The 18,871-nt window shown below is 73.9% G+C and carries 6 protein-coding genes; all 6 read right to left on the reverse strand.

Features of this window, described 5'->3' with window-relative positions; translation table 11 throughout:
* Window positions 1–3: 3 nt before the first annotated feature.
* The 6 genes from ACFYNP_RS35225 to ACFYNP_RS35250 all read right to left on the reverse strand — a co-directional run bounded on the left by ACFYNP_RS35225 (window position 4) and on the right by ACFYNP_RS35250 (window position 18,802).
* The gene (locus ACFYNP_RS35225) at window positions 4–1,293 is read right to left on the reverse strand and encodes an MFS transporter (protein ID WP_388791294.1); all 1,290 of its coding nucleotides are present in this window, start codon (window positions 1,291–1,293) and stop codon (window positions 4–6) included.
* Window positions 1,290–14,642 carry an amino acid adenylation domain-containing protein gene (locus tag ACFYNP_RS35230; RefSeq protein WP_388791296.1) on the reverse strand — a complete coding sequence of 4,451 codons (13,353 nt, stop codon included), beginning with the start codon at window positions 14,640–14,642 and terminating at the stop codon, window positions 1,290–1,292. The genes ACFYNP_RS35225 and ACFYNP_RS35230 overlap by 4 nt, the downstream gene beginning before the upstream one ends.
* 33 nt (window positions 14,643–14,675) lie before the next feature.
* On the reverse strand, window positions 14,676–15,710 hold the full coding sequence (locus tag ACFYNP_RS35235; RefSeq protein ID WP_388419564.1) for a TauD/TfdA family dioxygenase: 1,035 nt from the start codon (window positions 15,708–15,710) through the stop codon (window positions 14,676–14,678).
* 24 nt (window positions 15,711–15,734) lie between these two features.
* Window positions 15,735–15,944 (reverse strand): MbtH family protein, encoded by a 210-nt coding sequence (locus ACFYNP_RS35240; protein ID WP_328313225.1) that lies wholly within the window; start codon window positions 15,942–15,944, stop codon window positions 15,735–15,737.
* Window positions 15,945–16,097: 153 nt separating this feature from the next.
* Window positions 16,098–16,949 (reverse strand): thioesterase II family protein, encoded by an 852-nt coding sequence (locus tag ACFYNP_RS35245; protein WP_388419566.1) that lies wholly within the window; start codon window positions 16,947–16,949, stop codon window positions 16,098–16,100.
* A complete protein-coding gene (locus ACFYNP_RS35250) occupies window positions 16,946–18,802 on the reverse strand; it encodes a non-ribosomal peptide synthetase (RefSeq protein WP_388791298.1) in 1,857 nt (618 codons plus the stop codon). The genes ACFYNP_RS35245 and ACFYNP_RS35250 overlap by 4 nt, the downstream gene beginning before the upstream one ends.
* Window positions 18,803–18,871: the final 69 nt, after the last annotated feature.

An 18,871-nucleotide genomic window follows, 5' to 3' on the forward strand; every position in this document is an offset into this window, starting at 1 on the left:
GGTTCAGCTCTCCTTTCGTACGGGGAAGTCCCGCAGGCGGCGGATCGGACTGGCGAGCAGGACCGCGCCGGCGCCGAGCAGGACCGTTGCCATGATCCAGATCGTGGGCCGGGTGCCCAGGGCGTTGCCGAGCGCGCCGCCGAGCAGGGCGCCTACCGGAATCGCTCCGTAACCGATGGTCGAGCTGGTGGCCCGGACGCGGCCGAGGAGTTCGCCCGGGCAGTACGTCTGGAAGAAGCTGCCGGCGATGACGTTGCCGGCGATCACTCCGCACACCGCCACGCCCCACGCCACCGCGCTCAGCGCGATCGGCAACTGCCGTCCGCCCAGCGGCACGAGGAAGATGAAGGGCGCGATCACCAGCATGCAGAGCAGCAGCCCCCGGGCGCTCCCGAACCGGCGGGCGATCCACCCCGCGACGCCCGCGCCGGCCAGGCCCCCGGCGCTGACCACCGCGAACACGGTGCCGACGGAGCCGGGCGGCAGACCGGCGTCGCGCAGCAGGAACACCGTCTGCACGGCCTGGATGCCGTTGAGAGCGAGGTTGCCCAGCATGCTGAAGCAGGCGAGCGTCCGCAGATAGGGGTCGCCCAGGAGGAAGCGCAGGCCTTCGAGGATCTCCTGGCGCAGCGCACGGCGCTCGGCCGGCGGAGGGGGCTCCTCGCGCACGTCGATCCGGCCGAGGCACAGCGCGGAGACCAGATAGCTCAGCGCGTCCGCGAACAAACCCGTGACCGCGCCCAGGAGTTGGGTGATGAGGCCCGCGACGCCGGGGCCCGCCACCTCCACCGCCGCCTCGCCGCCGCGCAGTTTGGTGTTCGCCTCCAGGATGTCGGCGGAGTCGACCACGGACGGCAGCAGGGCGCCGTAGGCCGTGCTGAAGAACACCTTGGCGACGCCGGTCAGCAGGGCCACCACCAGGACCTGGGCCACCGTGAGGCGGCCGGCCCAGGCGGCCACCGGCACGCTGGCGAACAGCACCATCAGGACGAGGTCGCAGACCAGCATCACCCGGCGCCGTCGCCACCGGTCCACCCAGGCACCGGCCGGCAGCCCGATGAACAGCCACGGCAGCCAGGTGGCGGCCGTCAGGACGCCCATCAGGAGCGGGCTCGCGTCCAGCGTGACCGCCGCGACGAGCGACAGCGAGACGTTGCCGATGGCGGTGCCGAGGCCGCTGACGGTCTCACCGAGCCAGAGCCGGCGGAAGTTGGCCGCGCCCCACAGGCCCCATCGTCCGCGCGGCGCGCTGTCGGGCCCCGCCGGTTTCCGCGGTGCGTATGTCGTGCTCATCGGGTCTCTCCGTGGTCCGTCGTGGCCAGCTTCTTGGTGACCGCCTCGGCGATGGCGGTGATCGGGCCGGGCCGGGTCATCGCGCCGTGCGCGCAGGCGATGGTGCGGTGTTCGATCAGGCCGGTCACGTACGGGCGCCAGGCGCTCTCGTACGGCCAGCCCTCGGGCTTGTCGAGCGAGGCACCGATGAACAGGGCGTCGCCGTGGAAGACGCCCGGGCGGTGGGCGTCGAGCAGCACATGGTGTTCGGCGTAGATCCGGGGCAGCTCGCGGGCGGCCGGTCCGAGCATGGCCTCCAGGGTCGCGAGGCCCTCCTCGGCGTCCGCGCCGTCCTCGTAGCCGAGCGACGCCAGGAGCATGGCGACCGGATCCTCCTCCGCCGCGAGCGGGTCCGGGGCGGCCCCGGGCTCCGCGGCCGGGGTCACCGGGTAGCCGTCGAGCAGCGTCAGGGAGGCGACCTCCTCGCCCTGCTCCTGGAGCAGCACCGCGATCGCGTGGGCGACCACCGCGCCGAACGACCAGCCGAGCAGGTGGTAGGGGCCCGAGGGCTGGACCGAGCGGATCCGCTCCAGGTACGCGGCCGCCATGGCGTCTACACCGGCGGGCGTGTCGCCCCGCAGGCCCGGCGCCTGGAGCCCGTACACGGGATGGTCCGCCGTCACATGGCGCAGCAGACCCGAGTACACCCAGCTGACGCCGGCCGCCGGGTGCACGCAGAAGAGCGCGGATCCGGTGCCTCCGGTGCGCAGCGGGAGCAGCACGTCGAGGGCGTCCTGTGTGCTGTGTCCGCCGTCGAGGTGGTGGTTGAGGGCGGCGGGGGTGGGGTGTTCGAAGAGGGTGCGGATGCCGAGGTCGGTGCCGAGGACGGCCCGGACGCGGCTGAGCAGCCGGGTGGCGAGGAGCGAATGGCCGCCGTGGTCGAAGAAGTTGTCGTCGATGGTGGTGGCGGGCAGGCCGAGGGTCTCGGCGAAGAGTTCGGTGAGGACGGTTTCGCGGGGGGTGCGCGGCGGGCGTCCCTGGGTGGGGGTGTGGTGGATGGGCGGGAGGGCCTTGCGGTCGAGTTTCCCGTTGACGTTGAGGGGGAGCGCGTCGAGGCGGGCGACGGCGCCGGGGACCATGTAGCCCGGCAGGTGCTCGGCCGCGTGGCTGCGGGCCTCTGCGGGTTCGGCGGTGCCGGTGATGTAGGCGTTGAGCCGGTTGCCGTGCGCGGTGACGACGGCCTGGGCGATGCCGGGGTGCTGGGTGAGGACGGACTCGATCTCGCCGAGTTCGATGCGGAATCCGCGGATCTTGACCTGGTGGTCGGTGCGGCCGAGGTACTCCAGGTGTCCGTGGTGGGTGCGGCGGGCCAAGTCGCCGGTGCGGTACATGCGTTGGCCGGGGGCGCAGGGATTGGCGACGAACCGTTCCGCGGTGAGGCCGGGCCGCCCGAGGTAGCCGCGGGCCAAGCCGGTTCCCGCGATGTACAGCTCGCCGGCGACGCCGGGGGGTACGGGTTGCAGCGCGCTGTCCAGGATGTGGATCTGGGTGTTCGCCACCGGCATTCCGATGACCGGCTTGGTGGTGTCCGCGCCGCCGAGGGTGGCAGCGGTCGACCACACGGTGGTCTCGGTCGGTCCGTACAGATTGGTGACCTCGGACGACAGCGAGCACATCGTGTCGGCCAGGGCGGGCGGCAGCGCCTCGCCCCCGACCAGCAGCCGCCGTCCGCGGGCCACCGAGGAGTGCTCGGCCAGCAGCGCCTGCCACAGGCTCGGCGTGGCCTGGACCAGGGTGGCCCCGGAGCCCTCGATCAGGGCGGCCAGCGCGCTCGGGTCGCGCACCGTGTCGTCGTCCGCGACGACCACGGCGGCGCCGCTGATGAGCGGCAGGTACATCTCAAGGGCCGAGATGTCGAAGGCGAGCGTGGTCAGTGCCAGCACCCGGTCGTCGGCGTCCAGCGGGAACCGGTCGGCCATCGTGATGAGGAAGTTGACCAGAGCGCCGTGGGGGACCACGACACCCTTGGGCTTGCCCGTCGACCCGGAGGTGAAGATCGCGTATGCCGCGTGGTCCGCCGTGACCGCCACCGGCTGCCAGGCGGCACCGGCCGCTTCCGCACCGTCGTGCGCACCCCGGCCGTCCTGTGGAGCGTCGCCTTCGAGGTCGACGCGGATCACCGGCAGGCCAGGGACGTTCAGCTCGGCCCCGCCGTCGGTGATGAGCAGCACCGGGGCCGCCTCGCCGAGGATCGCCTCGACGCGCTGCGCAGGCTGGCGCGGGTCGAGCGGTACGTAGGCCGCTCCCGTCCGGTGCACCGCCAGGGCGGCGACGGGGAAGTCCGCCGACCGGGGCAGTGCGATGGCGACGTACCGCTCGGGCCCGGCACCGGCCGCCGCGAGCCGCCGGGCGAGCCGGTCGGCGCGGGCGTTCAGCTCCGCGTAACTGACGACCGTGTCGCCGTGGACGACGGCCGGGGCGTTTGGCGTGCGGGCCGCCTGCGCGCCGATCAGATCGGCGACCGTGCCCGACGGCACCGCACGAGCGGTGTCGTTGCCGCGCTCCAGGGCGGCGAGGTCGCCGTCCGCCAGCAGGTCCAGTGAACCGATGGGGCGCATCGGGTGCTCCGCCACCTGGTGCAGCAGCCGTCCGAGCGCGGCGAGCAGCTGCTGTGCGGTCGCCTCGTCGAACAGGTCGCCGGCGTACTCCAGCGCGCCGTCGAGTCCGACCGGGACGCCCTGGGCGTCGTGCCGCTCGGCCAGGCCGAGCGTGAGGTCGAACTTGGCCACACCGGACTCGTCCACGGGCTCCGGCCGCGCCGTCACCCCGGGGAAGTGGAGCTCGGCGGCGGAGGTGTTGTCGAAGGACAGCATGACCTGGAAGAGGGGGTGGCGGGCCATGGAGCGTACGGGGTTGAGCTCCTCGACGAGGCGCTCGAAGGGGATGTCCTGGTGGGCGTAGGCGGCGAGGCTGGTGTCGCGGACGCGGGCCAGGAGGTCGGCGAAGCTGGGGCGGCCCGACAGGTCGACCCGCAGCACCAGGGTGTTGGCGAAGAGCCCGACGAGGTCGGAGACCGCCTCCTCGGTGCGGCCCGCCACGGGCGAACCCATGGGGATGTCGTCACCCGCGCCGTAGCGGCCGAGCAGCGCGGCGAACGCGGCCTGGAAGAGCATGAACGGGGTGACGTGGTGCTCCTGCGCCAGCGCGGTGAGCCGCGTGTGCAGCTCCCCGCCGAACTCCCGGCGCACCACGCCGCCCCGGTAGGTGGGCGTGCTGGGGCGAGGCCGGTCGGTGGGCAGCGACAGCTCGTCGGGCAGGTCCGCCAACTGGCGCGTCCAGTAGGCGAGTTGGCCACTGAGCGGGCTGTCGTCGGTGTCGGTGGAGCCGAGCAGCTCGCGCTGCCACAGCGTGTGGTCGGCGTACTGGAGGGGCAGCGCGTCCCAGGTGGGAGCGGTGCCGGTGAGGCGTGCCTGGTAGGCGGCGGCGAGGTCGGTGAACAGGGGGCGCAGGGACCATCCGTCGCTCGCGATGTGGTGCAGCACGATCACGAGGACGTGCTCGTCGGTGCCCTGCGGGGCGAGGTAGGCGTGCAGGGGGATGTCGGTGGCGAGGTGGAAGAGGTGTCCGGCCGCCTCGGAGGGGGATCGGTGGGTGACGGTGAGCAGGCGCGCCGGCGGGACGTCGAGGATCTGCTGGTGGGGGACTCCGTCATGGGCGGGGAAGACCGTGCGCAGGGCTTCGTGGCGGGTGACGACGTCACCGAGGGCGGCTTCGAGGGCGGCCGTGTCCAGGGGGCCGTGCAGGCGCAGCGCGAAGGGGATGTTGTAGGTGGCGCTGGCTCCTTCCACCTGGTCGATGAACCACAGCCGCTGCTGGGCGAAGGACAGGGGCAGGAGGTCCGGACGCTCGGCCGGCGCCAGGACCGGCCGGCCGGCCGCGGTGCTGAGCCGGTCGGTGAGCTGGGCGACGGTCGGGGCCTGGAAGAGGTCGGCCACCGAGATCTCGGTGCCGAGGACGCCGCGGACGCGGGTGATGAGACGGGTGGCGAGCAGGGAGTGGCCGCCGAGCGCGAAGAAGTCGTCGTCGATGCCGACGGACTCCAGGCCGAGCACCGAGGCGAACAGCCCGCACATCACCTCCTCCTGCGGGGTGCGCGCCGCACGGCCCGGGAGGTCGCAGGCGTACCCGGGCTCCGGCAGCCGCTTGCGGTCCACCTTGCCGCTGTTGTTCAGGGGCAGTGCGTCCAGGACGACGATCGCGGCGGGGACCATGTACGGGGGCAGGGTGGCGAGGGCGTGCTGACGCACCCCTTCGGCGAGGGCACCTTCGGCAGGGACTCCCGGCGTGGGGCCGGACGGGTCGCCCTGCGGGGTGCAGTACGCCACGAGCCGCTTGTCGCCGCTGTCCTCACGGACCACGACCACGACTTGGCCGACACCCTCGTGACCGCTCAACGCGGCCTCGATGTCGCCGAGTTCGATGCGGAACCCGCGGATCTTGACCTGGTCGTCACCGCGGCCCCGGAACTCCAGGGTGCCGTCGGCGCGCCGGCGCACCAGGTCGCCGGTGCGGTACATCCGCTCGCCCGCGAGGAAGGGGTGGGCGACGAACCGTTCGGCGGTCAGGGCCGGCCGCCCGAGGTAGCCGCGGGCCAGACCGGCGCCGCTGACGTACAGCTCGCCCGGCACACCCGCCGGGACGGGCTGGAGCCGCTCGTCCAGGACGTAAGCCTGCGTGTTGTCCAGCGGGGTGCCGATCGGCACGCGCGCGGTGGCGAGGTCGGCCAGGGCGACGGTGTGCGCGGTGGCGGCGGTGGTGATCTCGGTGGGGCCGTACAGGTTCTGGACCATCAGACCGGGCACGTGCTCAAGGACGCGCCGCATCATCGTGGCCGAGGCCGCGTCGCCACCGGTGGCGACCACCCGCAGCCCCGCGAAGGTCTCGGGGGCCTCGTCGGCCACCAGGTCGAACAGGCCCTTGGTGAGGAAGAGCGAGGTGACCCCGTACTCGGTCACGGCGGTGCGCAGGAGGCCGGGGTCGACCGCGCCGGTGGGAGCCACCACGACGGTGCCCCCGGAGAGGAGCGGCACCCACAGCTCGTAGGTCGAGGCGTCGAAGGCGTGCGGCGAGTGCAGCAGCATCCGGTCGGGCGCGTCGGCGGCGAAGCGATGGTCGGTGGCGAAGGCGACCACGTCCCGGTGGGTGATGGCCACGCCCTTGGGCAGACCCGTCGAGCCCGAGGTGTACATCGCGTACGCCAGCTGGTCCGGGTGCACCTCGGCAGCGGCCGGCCGGGCCGTGGCCGGCGGCAGTCCGTCGGCCGCGGTGTCCGGACGGATCACCGCGAGCCCGGTGTCGAAGCCCAGCTCGTCGCGGTCGGTCACAAGGACCGCGGCGCCGGTCTCCGCCAGGATCCGGGCGAGCCGCTCGGGCGGCAGCGTGGTGTGCAGCGGGACGTACACCCCGCCCGCCTTCAGGACGGCGAGGGTGGTGACGACGACGTCCGCCGAGCGCTCCATCAGCAGCGCCACCGGTGTTTCCCGGCCGACGCCGAGCCCGGCCAGACGGGCCGCCACCGCGTCGGTGCGCTCGTCCAACTCCCGGTAGGTGCAGGACAGTTCATCGGCGTCGATGGCCACGGCATCCGGGGTGCGGGCCACCTGGGCCGCGAACGCGGCGGTCAGGGTCGGCTCGGTGACCGAGGGGCGCGCGGTGTCGTTGCGGTCGACGAGGAGCACCCGGCGCTCCTCGTCCCCGAGGATGTCGAGGGAGCCGACGGGAGTGTCCGGGCCGTCGGCTGCCGCCGCGAGCAGTCGGACCAGGCCGTCGGCGATCCGCTCCGCCGTCGCCGCGTCGAACAGGTCGGCCGCGAAGTCCAGGGCGCCGTCGATGCCGGCCGGACTGCCGTCGGCGTCGTAGGACTCCTCCATGATGGCGTTGAGGTCGAACTTGGCGGCGCCGGTCCCGATGGACTCCGCCGTGGTGTCGAGCCCCGGCAGCTCCCACGCGGCCTGCTCGTTGTTCTGCAGCACCAGCATGATCTGGAACAACGGGTGGCGCGCGGTGGACCGGGCCGGGTTGAGCTCCTCGACCAGGCGCTCGAACGGCAGGTCCTGGTGGGCGAACGCGGCCAGGTCGCTTTCGCGGACGCGGGCCAGGAGGTCGCCGAAGACCGGGTCGCCCGAGGTGTCGGTGCGCAGCACCAGGGTGTTGACGAAGAAGCCGACCAGATCGTCGAGCGCCTCGTGCGAGCGGCCCGCGACGGCGGTGCCGATCGGCACGTCGGTACCGCCGCCCAGGCGGGAGACCAGAGCGGCGAGCCCGGCCTGGAGCACCATGAACAGGGTGACGCGGTGGCTCCGGGCCAACGCGAGCAGATCCGCGTGGAGTCGGGCGTCGAGCGTCACGGCCACGCGTCCGGCCCGATGGCTGGGCACGGTGGGCCGCCCCCGGTCGCCGGTCAGCGCCAGCTCTTCCGGAAGCCCCGCCAACGTGTCCCGCCAGTAGGCGAGTTGGCTGGAGATCAGGCTGTCGTCCTGCTGCTCGTCGCCCAGTACCGCGCGCTGCCACAGCGCGTAGTCGGCGTACTGCACCGGCAGCGGCTCCCACTCGGGGGCGGTGCCCGCGCACCGGGCGGTGTAGGCGGTGGTCAGATCGCGCACCAGCGGGCCCGTCGACCAGCCGTCGTCCGCGATGTGGTGCAGGACCAGGAGCAGCAGGTGTTCCCGCGGCGCCGTGCGCAGCAGCGTGGCCCGTATCGGGATGTCCGTCGCCAGGTCGAAGGGGCGCTCCGCGAGGGCCTGCGCCAGCGCCGGGGCCTCGTCCTCGGCGCACTCGACGACATCGAGGGCGAAGCCGGACCGCTCGGCCGGCAGGACGTGCTGGCACGGCAGGCCGTCGGTCTCCGTCACGACGGTGCGCAGGCTCTCGTGGCGGGCCACGACATCGGCGAGCGCCCTGTCCAGGGCCGCGCTGTCGAGGGCGCCGCGCAGGCGCAGCACGAGGGGTACGTTGTAGAGCGCGCTCGGGCCTTCCATCCGGTCGATCAGCCACAGGCGCTGCTGCGCGAACGAGAGCGGGACGGCCTCCGGGCGGGGCCCGGCGACGAGGGCGGGACGGGCCGCGGCACCGCTGTCGAGCTGGTCGGCCAGACCGGCCGGGGTGGGGTGTTCGAAGAGGGTGCGGATGCCGAGGTCCGTGCCGAGGACGGTGCGGACGCGGCTGAGGAGCCGGGTGGCGAGCAGGGAGTGGCCGCCGAGGTCGAAGAATCCGTCGTCGATGGAGACCGAGGACAGCCCGAGCACCTCGGCGAACAGCTCGCACAGGATGCTTTCGCGCGGGGTGCGCGGTGCCCGGCCCTCGGCGGTGCCGGTGAACCGCGGCGCCGGCAGGGCCGCCCGGTCGAGCTTCCCGTTGACGTTCAGGGGCAGCGCGTCGAGCACGGCCACGGCCGACGGGACCATGTAGTTGGGCAGCAGGCCCGCCGCATAGGTGCGCACGTCGGCGCCCTCGGCGGTGCCGGTGACATAGGCGGCGAGCCGGCCCTGGTCCGCGATGACGACGGCCTGGGAGACGCCCGGGTGCTGGGTGAGGACGGTCTCGATCTCGCCGAGTTCGATGCGGAAGCCGCGGATCTTGACCTGGTGGTCGGTGCGGCCGAGGTATTCGAGGTCGCCGTGGCGCGTGCGGCGGGCCAAGTCGCCTGTGCGGTACATGCGTTGGCCGGGGACGAAGGGGTCGGCGACGAAGCGCTCCGAGGTGAGGCCGGGCCGCCCGAGGTAGCCGCGGGCCATGCCGGCGCCGGCGATGTACAGCTCACCGGCGACCCCGGGCGGCACCAGGCGCAGCCCCGCGTCCAGGACGTACACCCGGGTGTTGGACACCGGCCGTCCGATCAGCGGCGCCTCGTGCTCGTCGAGACGTGCGTACAGCGCGTCGACGGAGTACTCGGTCGGGCCGTACAGATTGTGTCCGGTGACGCCCGGCGTCTCGCGCAGCGCGGTCCACAGGGCCTGGCCCGCGGCCTCGCCGCCGATCAGGAAGACCGGCAGCCGCCGCTCCGCCAACAGGCCCTCTTCCAGGAGCTGTTCGGCATAGGTGGGAGTGACGTCCATGACGTCGATCCGGGCCTCGGCCGCGTAGCGCACCACCGCGCGGGCGTCACGGCGCTGGTCGTCGTCCAGCAGGTGCAGCTCGTGCCCCGCCAGCATCCACAGCAGGCCCTCCCACGAGGTGTCGAAGGACAGCGAGGCGGTCAGCGCGGCGCGGAACCGGCGGCCCGGGTGGGCGCGTTCGGCCTCGGCGATGGTGTGGGTGCGGTGGAAGGCGTAGAGGTTGGCCGCGCCGCGGTGCTCGATCACGACGCCCTTGGGGCGCCCGGTGGAGCCCGAGGTGTAGATGACGTACGCGGCGTCGCGCGCGCCGGCACGGCGGACGGGGTTGGCGGCCGGGGCGGCCGTGTCGTGCACGTCGAGGCTCAACGGGCGTACGCCGTCCAGGACGTCGGGCAGCGGCCAGCGGTCGTGGGTGACGGCGAGGAACGGCTCCGCGTCGCCGAGCATCTGGGCGATGCGGTCGGCGGGGTAGTCCGCGTCCAGCGGCAGGTAGGCGCCGCCGGCCTTGAGGACGGCCAGGATCGACACCACCGAGTCGGCGCACCGCGTGAGCGCGAGGGCGACGATCCGCTCCGGGCCGACGCCGGCGGCCACCAGCCGGTGGGCCAGCCGGTTGGCCCGCTCGTTCAGCTCCTGGTAGGTCAGCGTGGCGTCGGCGCTCACCAGGGCGACGGCGTCCGGCGTCCGGGCGGCCTGAGCCTCGAAGATCTCGGGCAACAGGGCCTGGCCGAGGTCGAGTTCGGTCTCGTTCCAGGCCGTGAGAGACGCGCGGTCGCCCTCCGAGAGGAGGTCCAGGGAGTCGATCGGCAGGGTGGGGGCCGCGGCGGCCTCGCGCAGCAGCGCGACCAGACCGGCCGACAGCCGTTCGGCGCTCTCGCGGTCGAACAGGTCGCTCGCGTACTCCAGCGCGCCGTCGAGCCCCGCCGGGGCGCCGTCGCCGGCCGCCCGCTCGGCCAGGTTCAGGGTGAGGTCGAACTGGGAGGAGGCGGTGGCGAGCGGCTCGTCCTCGACGCGGACCCCGGGGAACCGCAGACCGCCCCCGGTGGTGTTGTTGAAGGCCAGCATGACCTGGAAGAGGGGGTGGCGGGCCATGGAGCGTACGGGGTTGAGCTCCTCGACGAGGCGCTCGAAGGGCACGTCCTGGTGGGCGTAGGCGGCGAGGCTGGTGTCGCGCACCCGGGCCAGGAGGTCGGTGAAGCTGGGGCGGCCCGACAGGTCGACGCGCAGCACCAGGGTGTTGGTGAAGAAGCCGACGAGGTCCGTCAGGGCCTCCTCGGTCCGGCCCGCCACCGGCGTGCCGAGCGGCACGTCCTCGCCCGCGCCGTAGCGGCCGAGCAGCGCCGCGAACGCGGCCTGGAAGAGCATGAAGGGAGTGACGTGGTGTTCGCGCGCCAGTTCCGTGAGGCGGGCGTAGAGGTCGGCGTCCAGTGCCAGGGGGACGACGCCGCCCTGGTAGGTGGGTGTGCTGGGGCGGGGCCGGTCGGTGGGCAGCGACAGCTCGTCGGGCAGTTCGGCCAACTGACGCGTCCAATAGGCGAGTTGGCCGCTGAGCGGGCTGTCGTCGGTGTCGGTGGTGCCCAGGAGTTCGCGCTGCCACAGGGTGTAGTCGGCGTACTGGAGCGGGAGCGCGTCCCAGGCGGGGGCGGTGCCGGCGAGGCGTGCCTGGTAGGCGGTGGCGAGGTCGGTGAACAGGGGGCGCAGGGACCAGCCGTCGCTCGCGATGTGATGCACGACCAGGACGAGGGTGTGCTCCTCGGCGCCCCGCGGGATGAGGTAGGCGTGCAGGGGGACGTCGGTGGCGAGGTGGAACAGGTGGCCCGTGACGTCGCTCGCGGGCCGGGCGGTGACGGTGAGCAGGGGGGCCGGCGGGGCATCGAGGACCCGCTGGTGAGGCACGCCGTCGAGGGAGGGGAAGACCGTGCGCAGGGCTTCGTGACGGGTGACGACATCGCCCAGGGCGGCTTCGAGTGCGGCGGTGTCCAGCGGGCCGTGCAGACGCAGGGCCAGCGGGATGTTGTAGGTGGCGCTGGGTCCTTCGACCTGGTCGATGAACCACAGGCGCTGCTGCGCGAAGGACAGCGGGAGCAGGTCCGGGCGCTCGGACGGTGCCAGGAGGGGCCGGTTGGCGGACGCGCCGAGCCGCTCGGTGAGCTGGGCGACGGTCGGGGCCTGGAAGAGGTCGGTGACGGAGACCTCGGTGCCGAGGACGCCGCGGACGCGGGTGATGAGACGGGTGGCCAGGAGCGAATGCCCGCCCAGGGCGAAGAAGTCGTCGTCGATGCCGACGGACTCCACGCCGAGCACCGAGGCGAACAGGGCGCACACCACCTGCTCCTGCGGGGTGCGGGGGGCCCGGCCCGGGCCGACACCCCCGAAGTCCGGTGCGGGCAGCGCCTTGCGGTCGACCTTGTCGTTGGCGTTGCGGGGCAGGGCGTCGAGGACCACGACGTGCGGGACCATGTAGCCCGGCAGGACGTCGGCCGCGTGCCGGCGCAGTTCGGACGCCAGGTCCCCGCGCTCGCCCTGCGGGGTGCAGTACGCGACGAGGCGCTTGTCGCCGCCGTCCTCACGGACCACGACCACGACTTGGCCGACGCCCTCGTGACCCGTCAACGCGGCCTCGATCTCGCCGAGTTCGATGCGGAAACCGCGGATCTTGACCTGGTCGTCACCGCGGCCCAGATACTCCAGCGGCCCATCGGCACGCCGGCGCACCAGGTCACCGGTGCGGTACATCCGCTCGCCCGCGAGGTACGGGCAGGCCACGAACCGCTCGGCGGTCAGCGCGGACCTGCCCAGGTAGCCGCGGGCCACACCCGCCCCGGCGACGTACAGCTCACCGGGCACACCCGTCGGCACCGGCTGGAGCCGTTCGTCCAGGACGTACGCCCGCATGTTGTCCAGCGGGGTGCCGATCGGCACCCGCGCCCCGGCGGCGTCCTGCGCGGTGATGGGGTGGAAGGCGGCGAACGTGGTGGTCTCGGTCGGGCCGTAGCCGTTGCCGAGGGTGAGTCCCGGGCAGGCGTCGAGCACCCGGCGCATCGCGGCGGCCGAGGCCGCGTCGCCACCCGTGGTGAGCGCCCGCAGACCCGCGAAGGTCTCCGGCGCCTCCTCGGCGACCAGGTCGAACAGGCCCTTGGTCAGCCAGAGTGCCGTGACCCGGTGGCGCTCGATCACCGCGCGCAGCCGCGCCGGGTCGAGATTTCCGGCGGGCGCGACCACGACGGTCCCGCCACGGAGCAGCGGCACCCACAGCTCGTAGGTCGAGGCGTCGAAGGCGTGCGGCGAGTGCAGCAGGATCCGTTCGTGGGCTCCCCCCTGCCAGCGGTGGTCCGTCGCGAGGGCCACCACGTCACGGTGCCGGACTGCCACGCCCTTGGGCAGACCCGTCGACCCCGAGGTGTACATGACGTACGCGAGCTGCTCCGGGTGGACCCGCGGCAGGTCCGCCGCCGGGGCGGGGCAGGCGCCGGTCACCGGGGTGCCGTCGGGGCGCACCACACGGACCGCCGGGGCGAAGCCGAGGTCGGCGCGGTCGGTGAGCAGGGCCACCGCCCCGGTCTCGCCCAGCACCCAGGCGAGCCGCTCCGGCGGCAGGGCGGCGTGCAGCGGTACGTAGACGCCGCCCGCACGCAGGATCGCGAGGGTCGCCACGACGACGTCGGCCGAGCGCTCCAGGAGCAGGGCAACCGGAGACTCGGTGCGCACGCCGAGCGCCGCCAGGCGCAGCGCCAACCGGTCGACACGTTCGGCCAGTTCGGCGTAGCTGACGGTCATGTCACCCGCGACCAGCGCCACCGCGTCCGGCGTCCGGGCCGCCTGCGCGGCGAACGCCGCCGGCAGCGAAGCCTCAAGGAGGGCGGGCCGCGCGGTGTCGTTCCAGCCGACCAGGATCCGCTCGCGCTCCTCGGGGCCGAGCAGGTCGATGTCCCCGATCGGCAGCCGCGGGGCGGCCGTCACCGCGTCGAGCAGCCGCACCAGTGAGGCGGTGAGCCGCTCCACCGTCTCGCGGTCGAACAGGTCGGCCGCGTACTCGACGGCGCCGGCGAGGCCGTCGGGGGTGCCGTCGGCCGCGAAGGACTCGGTCATGCCGATGTTCAGGTCGAACTTGGCGACCCGCAGGCCGAGCGGCTCGGACTCCCACCGCACGCCCGCCAGGTCGAGTTCGGCCCGCTCGTTGTTCTGCAGCACGAACATCACCTGGAACAGGGGATGCCGGGCCAGCGAACGGACCGGGTTGAGTTCCTCGACGAGACGCTCGAAGGGCACGTCCTCGTAGGCGTGCGCCTGCAACTGGGTCTCGCGGACCCGGCCCAGGAGTTCGCCGAAGGTGGGATCGCCCGAGGTGTCGGTGCGCAGCACCAGGGTGTTGACGAAGAACCCGACCAGGTCGTCCAGCGCCTCGTCGGTGCGGCCGGTCACCACCGAACCGATCGGGACGTCGGTGCCGGCGCCGAGGCGGGTCAGCAGGGCGGCCAGACCCGCCTGGAGCACCATGAACAGGGTGACGCGGTGGGCGCGGGCCAGGTCGGCGAGACGCTGGTGGAGCGCCGCGTCGATCCGGAACGCGGACCCGTCGGCGTGCGCGCTCGGCGCGGGCGGTCTGCTGCGGTCGAAGGGCAGCGCGAGTTCCTCGGGCACACCCGTCAACTGGTGACGCCAGTAGTCCAGTTGCCGCGAGATCAGGCTCTGCGGGTCGGTGTCGTCGCCGAGCACCTCGCGCTGCCAGCGGGCGTAGTCGGCGTACCGCACCGGCAGCGGCTCCCAGGCCGGGGCCGCGCCCGCGCACCGCGCCGTGTAGGCGGTGGCCAGGTCGCGCAGGAAGGGCCCCTGCGACCAGCCGTCGCCCGCGATGTGGTGGAGCACCACGAGCAGCACGTGCTCCTCGGGGCCGAGCGTGAACACGCTGACCCGCAGCGGCAGTTCACTGCTGAGGTCGAAGGCCCACGCCGCCGCCGCGTCGCGTAGCGCCGGGTAGCCCTCCGGGTCGGTGGAGCAGTCGACGATGTCGAAGGCGAGATCCGCGACGGCGGTGGCGGCCGGCACCACCCGCTGCACGGGGACGCCCGCGACGGCCGGGAAGACCGTGCGCAGGGGCTCGTGGCGGGTGACGACGTCCGCGGTCGCCGCCCGCAGTGCGTCCCGGTCCAGTGCGCCACGCAGGCGCAGGGCGAACGGCAGGTTGTAGAGCGGGCCTGGCCCCTCGATCTGGTCGATCAGCCACAGGCGCTGCTGCGCAAACGAAACCGGGATCACGGATCTGTCCTTACGTCACTGTGCGGGGAGGGGTCACACGGAAAGGGCGGCGGCCGGCAGGGCGGCCGGAAGGACGCCGGGCCGGCAGTCGAGGACGTCGACGGGCTCGCCCATCGCCACGGCGATCTTGCGGTCGCCCGAGAACGGGTCCCGTCCGTGCGAGGTGGAGATGTTGTCCACGAGCAGCAGGTCTCCCCGCTGCCAGGGCTCCCGCACGGTCGCCGCCTCGTAGGCCCGGTTGATGCTCGCCACGTCGTCCTCGGTGAGCGGGATGCCGTCGCCGACGCCGGTGTTGAACGGCAGGCCGTCCGAGCCGAACTCGTCGGTGAGGGCCTCGCGGATGATCGGGTCGAGCGACCACTCGTTCCAGAAGGCGAGGTGGTTGAACCAGGTCTCCTCGCCGGTCTCCGGGTGTACGACGATGCCGGGACGCAGCTGGCGGGTGCGCAGCCGGCCGTCCTCCTGCCACTCGGCACCGATGTGGTTCTCCGCGCAGTACGCCGTGACCGCCTCCGGGTCCTCGGTGGCGAACGCCGTGCGCCAGTCGAGGGAGACGTACTCGGAGTAGGTGCGGGTCAGCGTCCAGCCGGTGGCACGGACCCGCTCGACGAGTTCGGCCGGCAGCTGGGCCAGCACCTTGCGGCAGTCCGCGACCGGGGTGGCGCCGCCCTCGGCCGGCGCCGTGAGACAGGCGAACAGGAGCCGCCCCGGGAAGGTGAGGGTGTAGCTGTTCTCGTTGTGCATCCGGATCGACTGGTGCGCCGGAAGGTCCGTCGAGGAGGCCACGCCGTTGCCGAAGTCGCTGCGCGGGGTGGCCTTTTCGCGGTACGGGGTGGGGTTGGGGAGCAGGACGTCGCGGACCAGGGCGACGTCCTCGCTGGTGGCCACCGGCAGGCCGCGCAGGAACAGCGCGCCGTGCTCGGCGAGGGCCGACCGGAGCCGGGGGAGGTGGTCGCTCAGCCAGGCGGTGGCCGCCGCCATCGTGTCGATGCCCTCGATCCGGGTGAGGGCCGGGCGGCCCTCCGCGATCTCCCAGTGCGGTGCCTGTGTCATGTCGGTCGGTGTCATGTCGGTCTCCGTCAGGTCCGTGCGTCAGCCGGCCAGCGCGGCGACGAGGCTGGCGGGGCGGATGTCGGTCCAGTTCTCCTCGATGTGGGCGAGGCAGGCCTGGCGGGTGTCCTCGCCGAAGACGACCGTCCAGCCGGCCGGTACGTCGATCCAGCTCGGCCACAGCGAGTGCTGGTTCTCCTCGTTGACCAGGACCCGGTAGGTGCCGTTCTCGTCCTCGAAGGGGTTCGACATGGGTGGTTCCTCCATGGGTGGGTGCGCGGTGTGCGCTGCGGGGTGGTGCGGGTGGGTGATGCGGGTGGGCGGCGCGGGCCGCGGGTGGCCGCCGGTGTACGCGGCGTTCGCGGTGCCCGCTCTCGACGGGCGTGCCGTCCGCGCTCGTTCAAGCTATCGGCGTGAACCGCCGCCGCCCGGCAGGAATTCAGGCAGCTGAGGGGAAGTTCGGCGGGGCCGGACGGACCGGGGCGGGAGCCACTGGTCCGCCCTGCCGGGCCGGGTCCGCTCCCGCCCGATGACCGAGGTCAGGACGTCGACGGGGCCGGGCTCCTCCACGGTCGCGAGCAGATGGCCGCCGCGCACCACCGTGAGGCCGAAGTCCCCGGTGGTGTGCCGCGACCAGCCGGCGAGGACGCCGGCGTCGAGCATCGGGTCGGCGTCGCCGGCGAGCGCGTACAGGTCGCAGGCGGGCGGCGCGGCGCCGCGGTGCCGGTAGGTGGCGAGCACGCCCAGGTCGGCGCGGATGGCGTGCAGCGCCATCTCCCTCAACTCCGGTGCCGAAGCGATGAGTTCACCCATCCCGGCAAGCCGCAGCAGGTCCTCGGCGTCGCGCTGCGGTGCCGTCGTGCCGCCCCACTCGTGCGGCGGGGAGGCCGAGGCGGCGATCACCGCGTCCGGGCGCCGGTCCCCGGGCAGTGCCCGGGCCACCTCGTAGGCCAGCAGGGAGCCGAAGCTCTGGCCGTAGAACCCGAACCGGCCGTGCAGGTGCGGGCCGATGGCCTCGACGACGGTGCGGACGAGCTGGTCGAAGGTGGCCGGCATCGGGTGCCGGCCGCGCCCGCCGCGCGCGGGCATCCGCAGCGCCCAGACCTCGGCGGCCGGAGCCAGCGCGTGGCCGAGCCGGGTGTAGGCGGTGGCGTCGCCGCCGGCGTGCGGGAAGCAGAACAGCCGGTAGGGGCGGTGTTCCTGCGGGGCCGGCACGAAGAGCCAGTCGCCCTCGACGCGGGGGCGGGGGCCGTTCACCGGGCGCCCGCCCCACTGCCGACGAGCGCGGGACGGCGCGGTGCGTCCGCGCTCGTCGCCTGGCGGACCGTCTCCGTGAAGTCGGCCAGGTCGCGGGAGTCGAGCAGGTGGCGCAGCTGGAGCTCGATGCCGAGGCGGCGGCGGAGCACGTGGGTGACGCGCAGGGCGGCGAGCGAGTGGCCGCCGAGCGACAGGAAGTCGTCCTCGGGCCGGATGTCGTCGCGGTCCAGCACGGTGCGCCACACCTCGGCGACCTGCTCGGCAAGACCGGGCTCCGCCGCAGTGGGCTGCGCCGACTCTGCCGCGGGCGGTCCCGCCGCCGAGTGCGCCTGCGGCGCGGGCTGCTGCGCCGCGGCCGGGGCCGCCGGCCGCGCCACCGGACGCAGGGCCGCCAGGGCCTGGTGGTCCACCTTGCCGTTGGGGGTCAGCGGCAGGGCGTCGAGGACGTGCACGACCGCCGGGACCATGTGGGCGGGCAGCACGGTGCGGGCGTGGGCGAGCACGGCCGCAGCGTCCGGGGCGCCGGCGCCCGTGGTGGTGACGTACGCGGCCAGCTGCTGGTCGCCGTGCTCGGTCTGCCGGACCGCGACGGCCGCGGTGGCGATCTCCGGGTGAGCGGTGAGGGCCGCCTCGATCTCGCCCGGCTCGACGCGGAAGCCGCGCAGCTTGAGCTGCCGGTCGGCCCGGCCGCCGAACCGCAGGGTGCCGTCCGTGCCGTACTGGGCGAGGTCGCCGGTGCGGTACAGGCGGGCGCCCGGCGCGAACGGGGAGGCGACGAAGCGTTCGGCGGTCAGGCCCGGGCGGCGGACGTAGCCGTGGGCGAGGCCCGGGCCCGCCACATACAGCTCGCCCGTGACGCCGGCGGCGACCGGCCGCAGCCCCTCGTCCAGGAGGTGCACGCCCACGTTCGGCAGGGGCGCCCCCAGGTGCGGGGTCGGACCGGTGATGGGGGTGGCGGTGGAGTCGACCGTGCACTCGGTGGGGCCGTACAGGTTGAGGGCGTCGATGCCGCGCGAGCCGAGCTCGTCCCAGACGCGGACCGGTACCGGCTCGCCGCCCATGAACAGCCGCACCCGGCGGTCGCCGAACACCTCGCGCAGCAGCTCCCAGTGCGAGGGAGTCAGGTCCAGGTCGGTGACACCGTGCTCGTCGAGCAGCGCGATCAGGCGTGCCGGGTCGGTCCGGGTCGCCTCGTCGATCACCACCACGCCGTCGCCGCGGCACACCCGGGCCCACTGCTGGACCGAGGCGTCGAAGGAGACGCTGGCGCTCCAGCCCACCACCGAGGGCTCGGCCCGGTACATCCCGAGCCCGCTCAGCCCGGCCAGCAGGGCCGCCACACCGCCGCGGGTGGCCTCGACGCCCTTGGGGGTGCCGGTGGAGCCCGAGGTGTAGATGACGTACGCCGCGTCGGCAGCGGTCACCCGGGCGTCGGGAGCGGCGGGGCCGGTCGCGTTCGGGGTGAGGACCGGGACGTGGGCGGGCAGCGGCACCGTGTGCCGACCCGACGTCAGGAGGAGGGCGATGCCCGCGTCCTCGGCCATGAAGGCGAGCCGCTCGGCCGGGTAGGCCGGGTCGAGCGGAACGTAGGCGGCGCCGGTGCGCCACACGGCGAGCAGCGCGACCAGCAGGTCGCTCGTGCGGGGCAGATGGACGCCGACCCGGTCGCCGCGGCCGACGCCGTGGGCGCGCAGCGCGCCGGCCAGGGCCTCGGTGCGCCGGGCCAGTTCGGCGAAGGTCAGCGTGCGGTCGCTGCCGCGGACGGCGATCCGGTCCGGGGCCGCCTCGGCGGCGGCCCGGAAGCCGGCCAACGGGTCGATGTGGGCGGCGGGGGCGGGGGCGGTGGAGGTCATGCGGGGTGTTCCTTCCGGGGTGTGGGGCAGGGGCAGGCGCCGGTCGGGCCGGGTGTGGTCGGGGCCGGG

This window comes from Streptomyces sp. NPDC006691 (assembly GCF_042869955.1).
GTDB lineage: Bacteria > Actinomycetota > Actinomycetes > Streptomycetales > Streptomycetaceae > Streptomyces.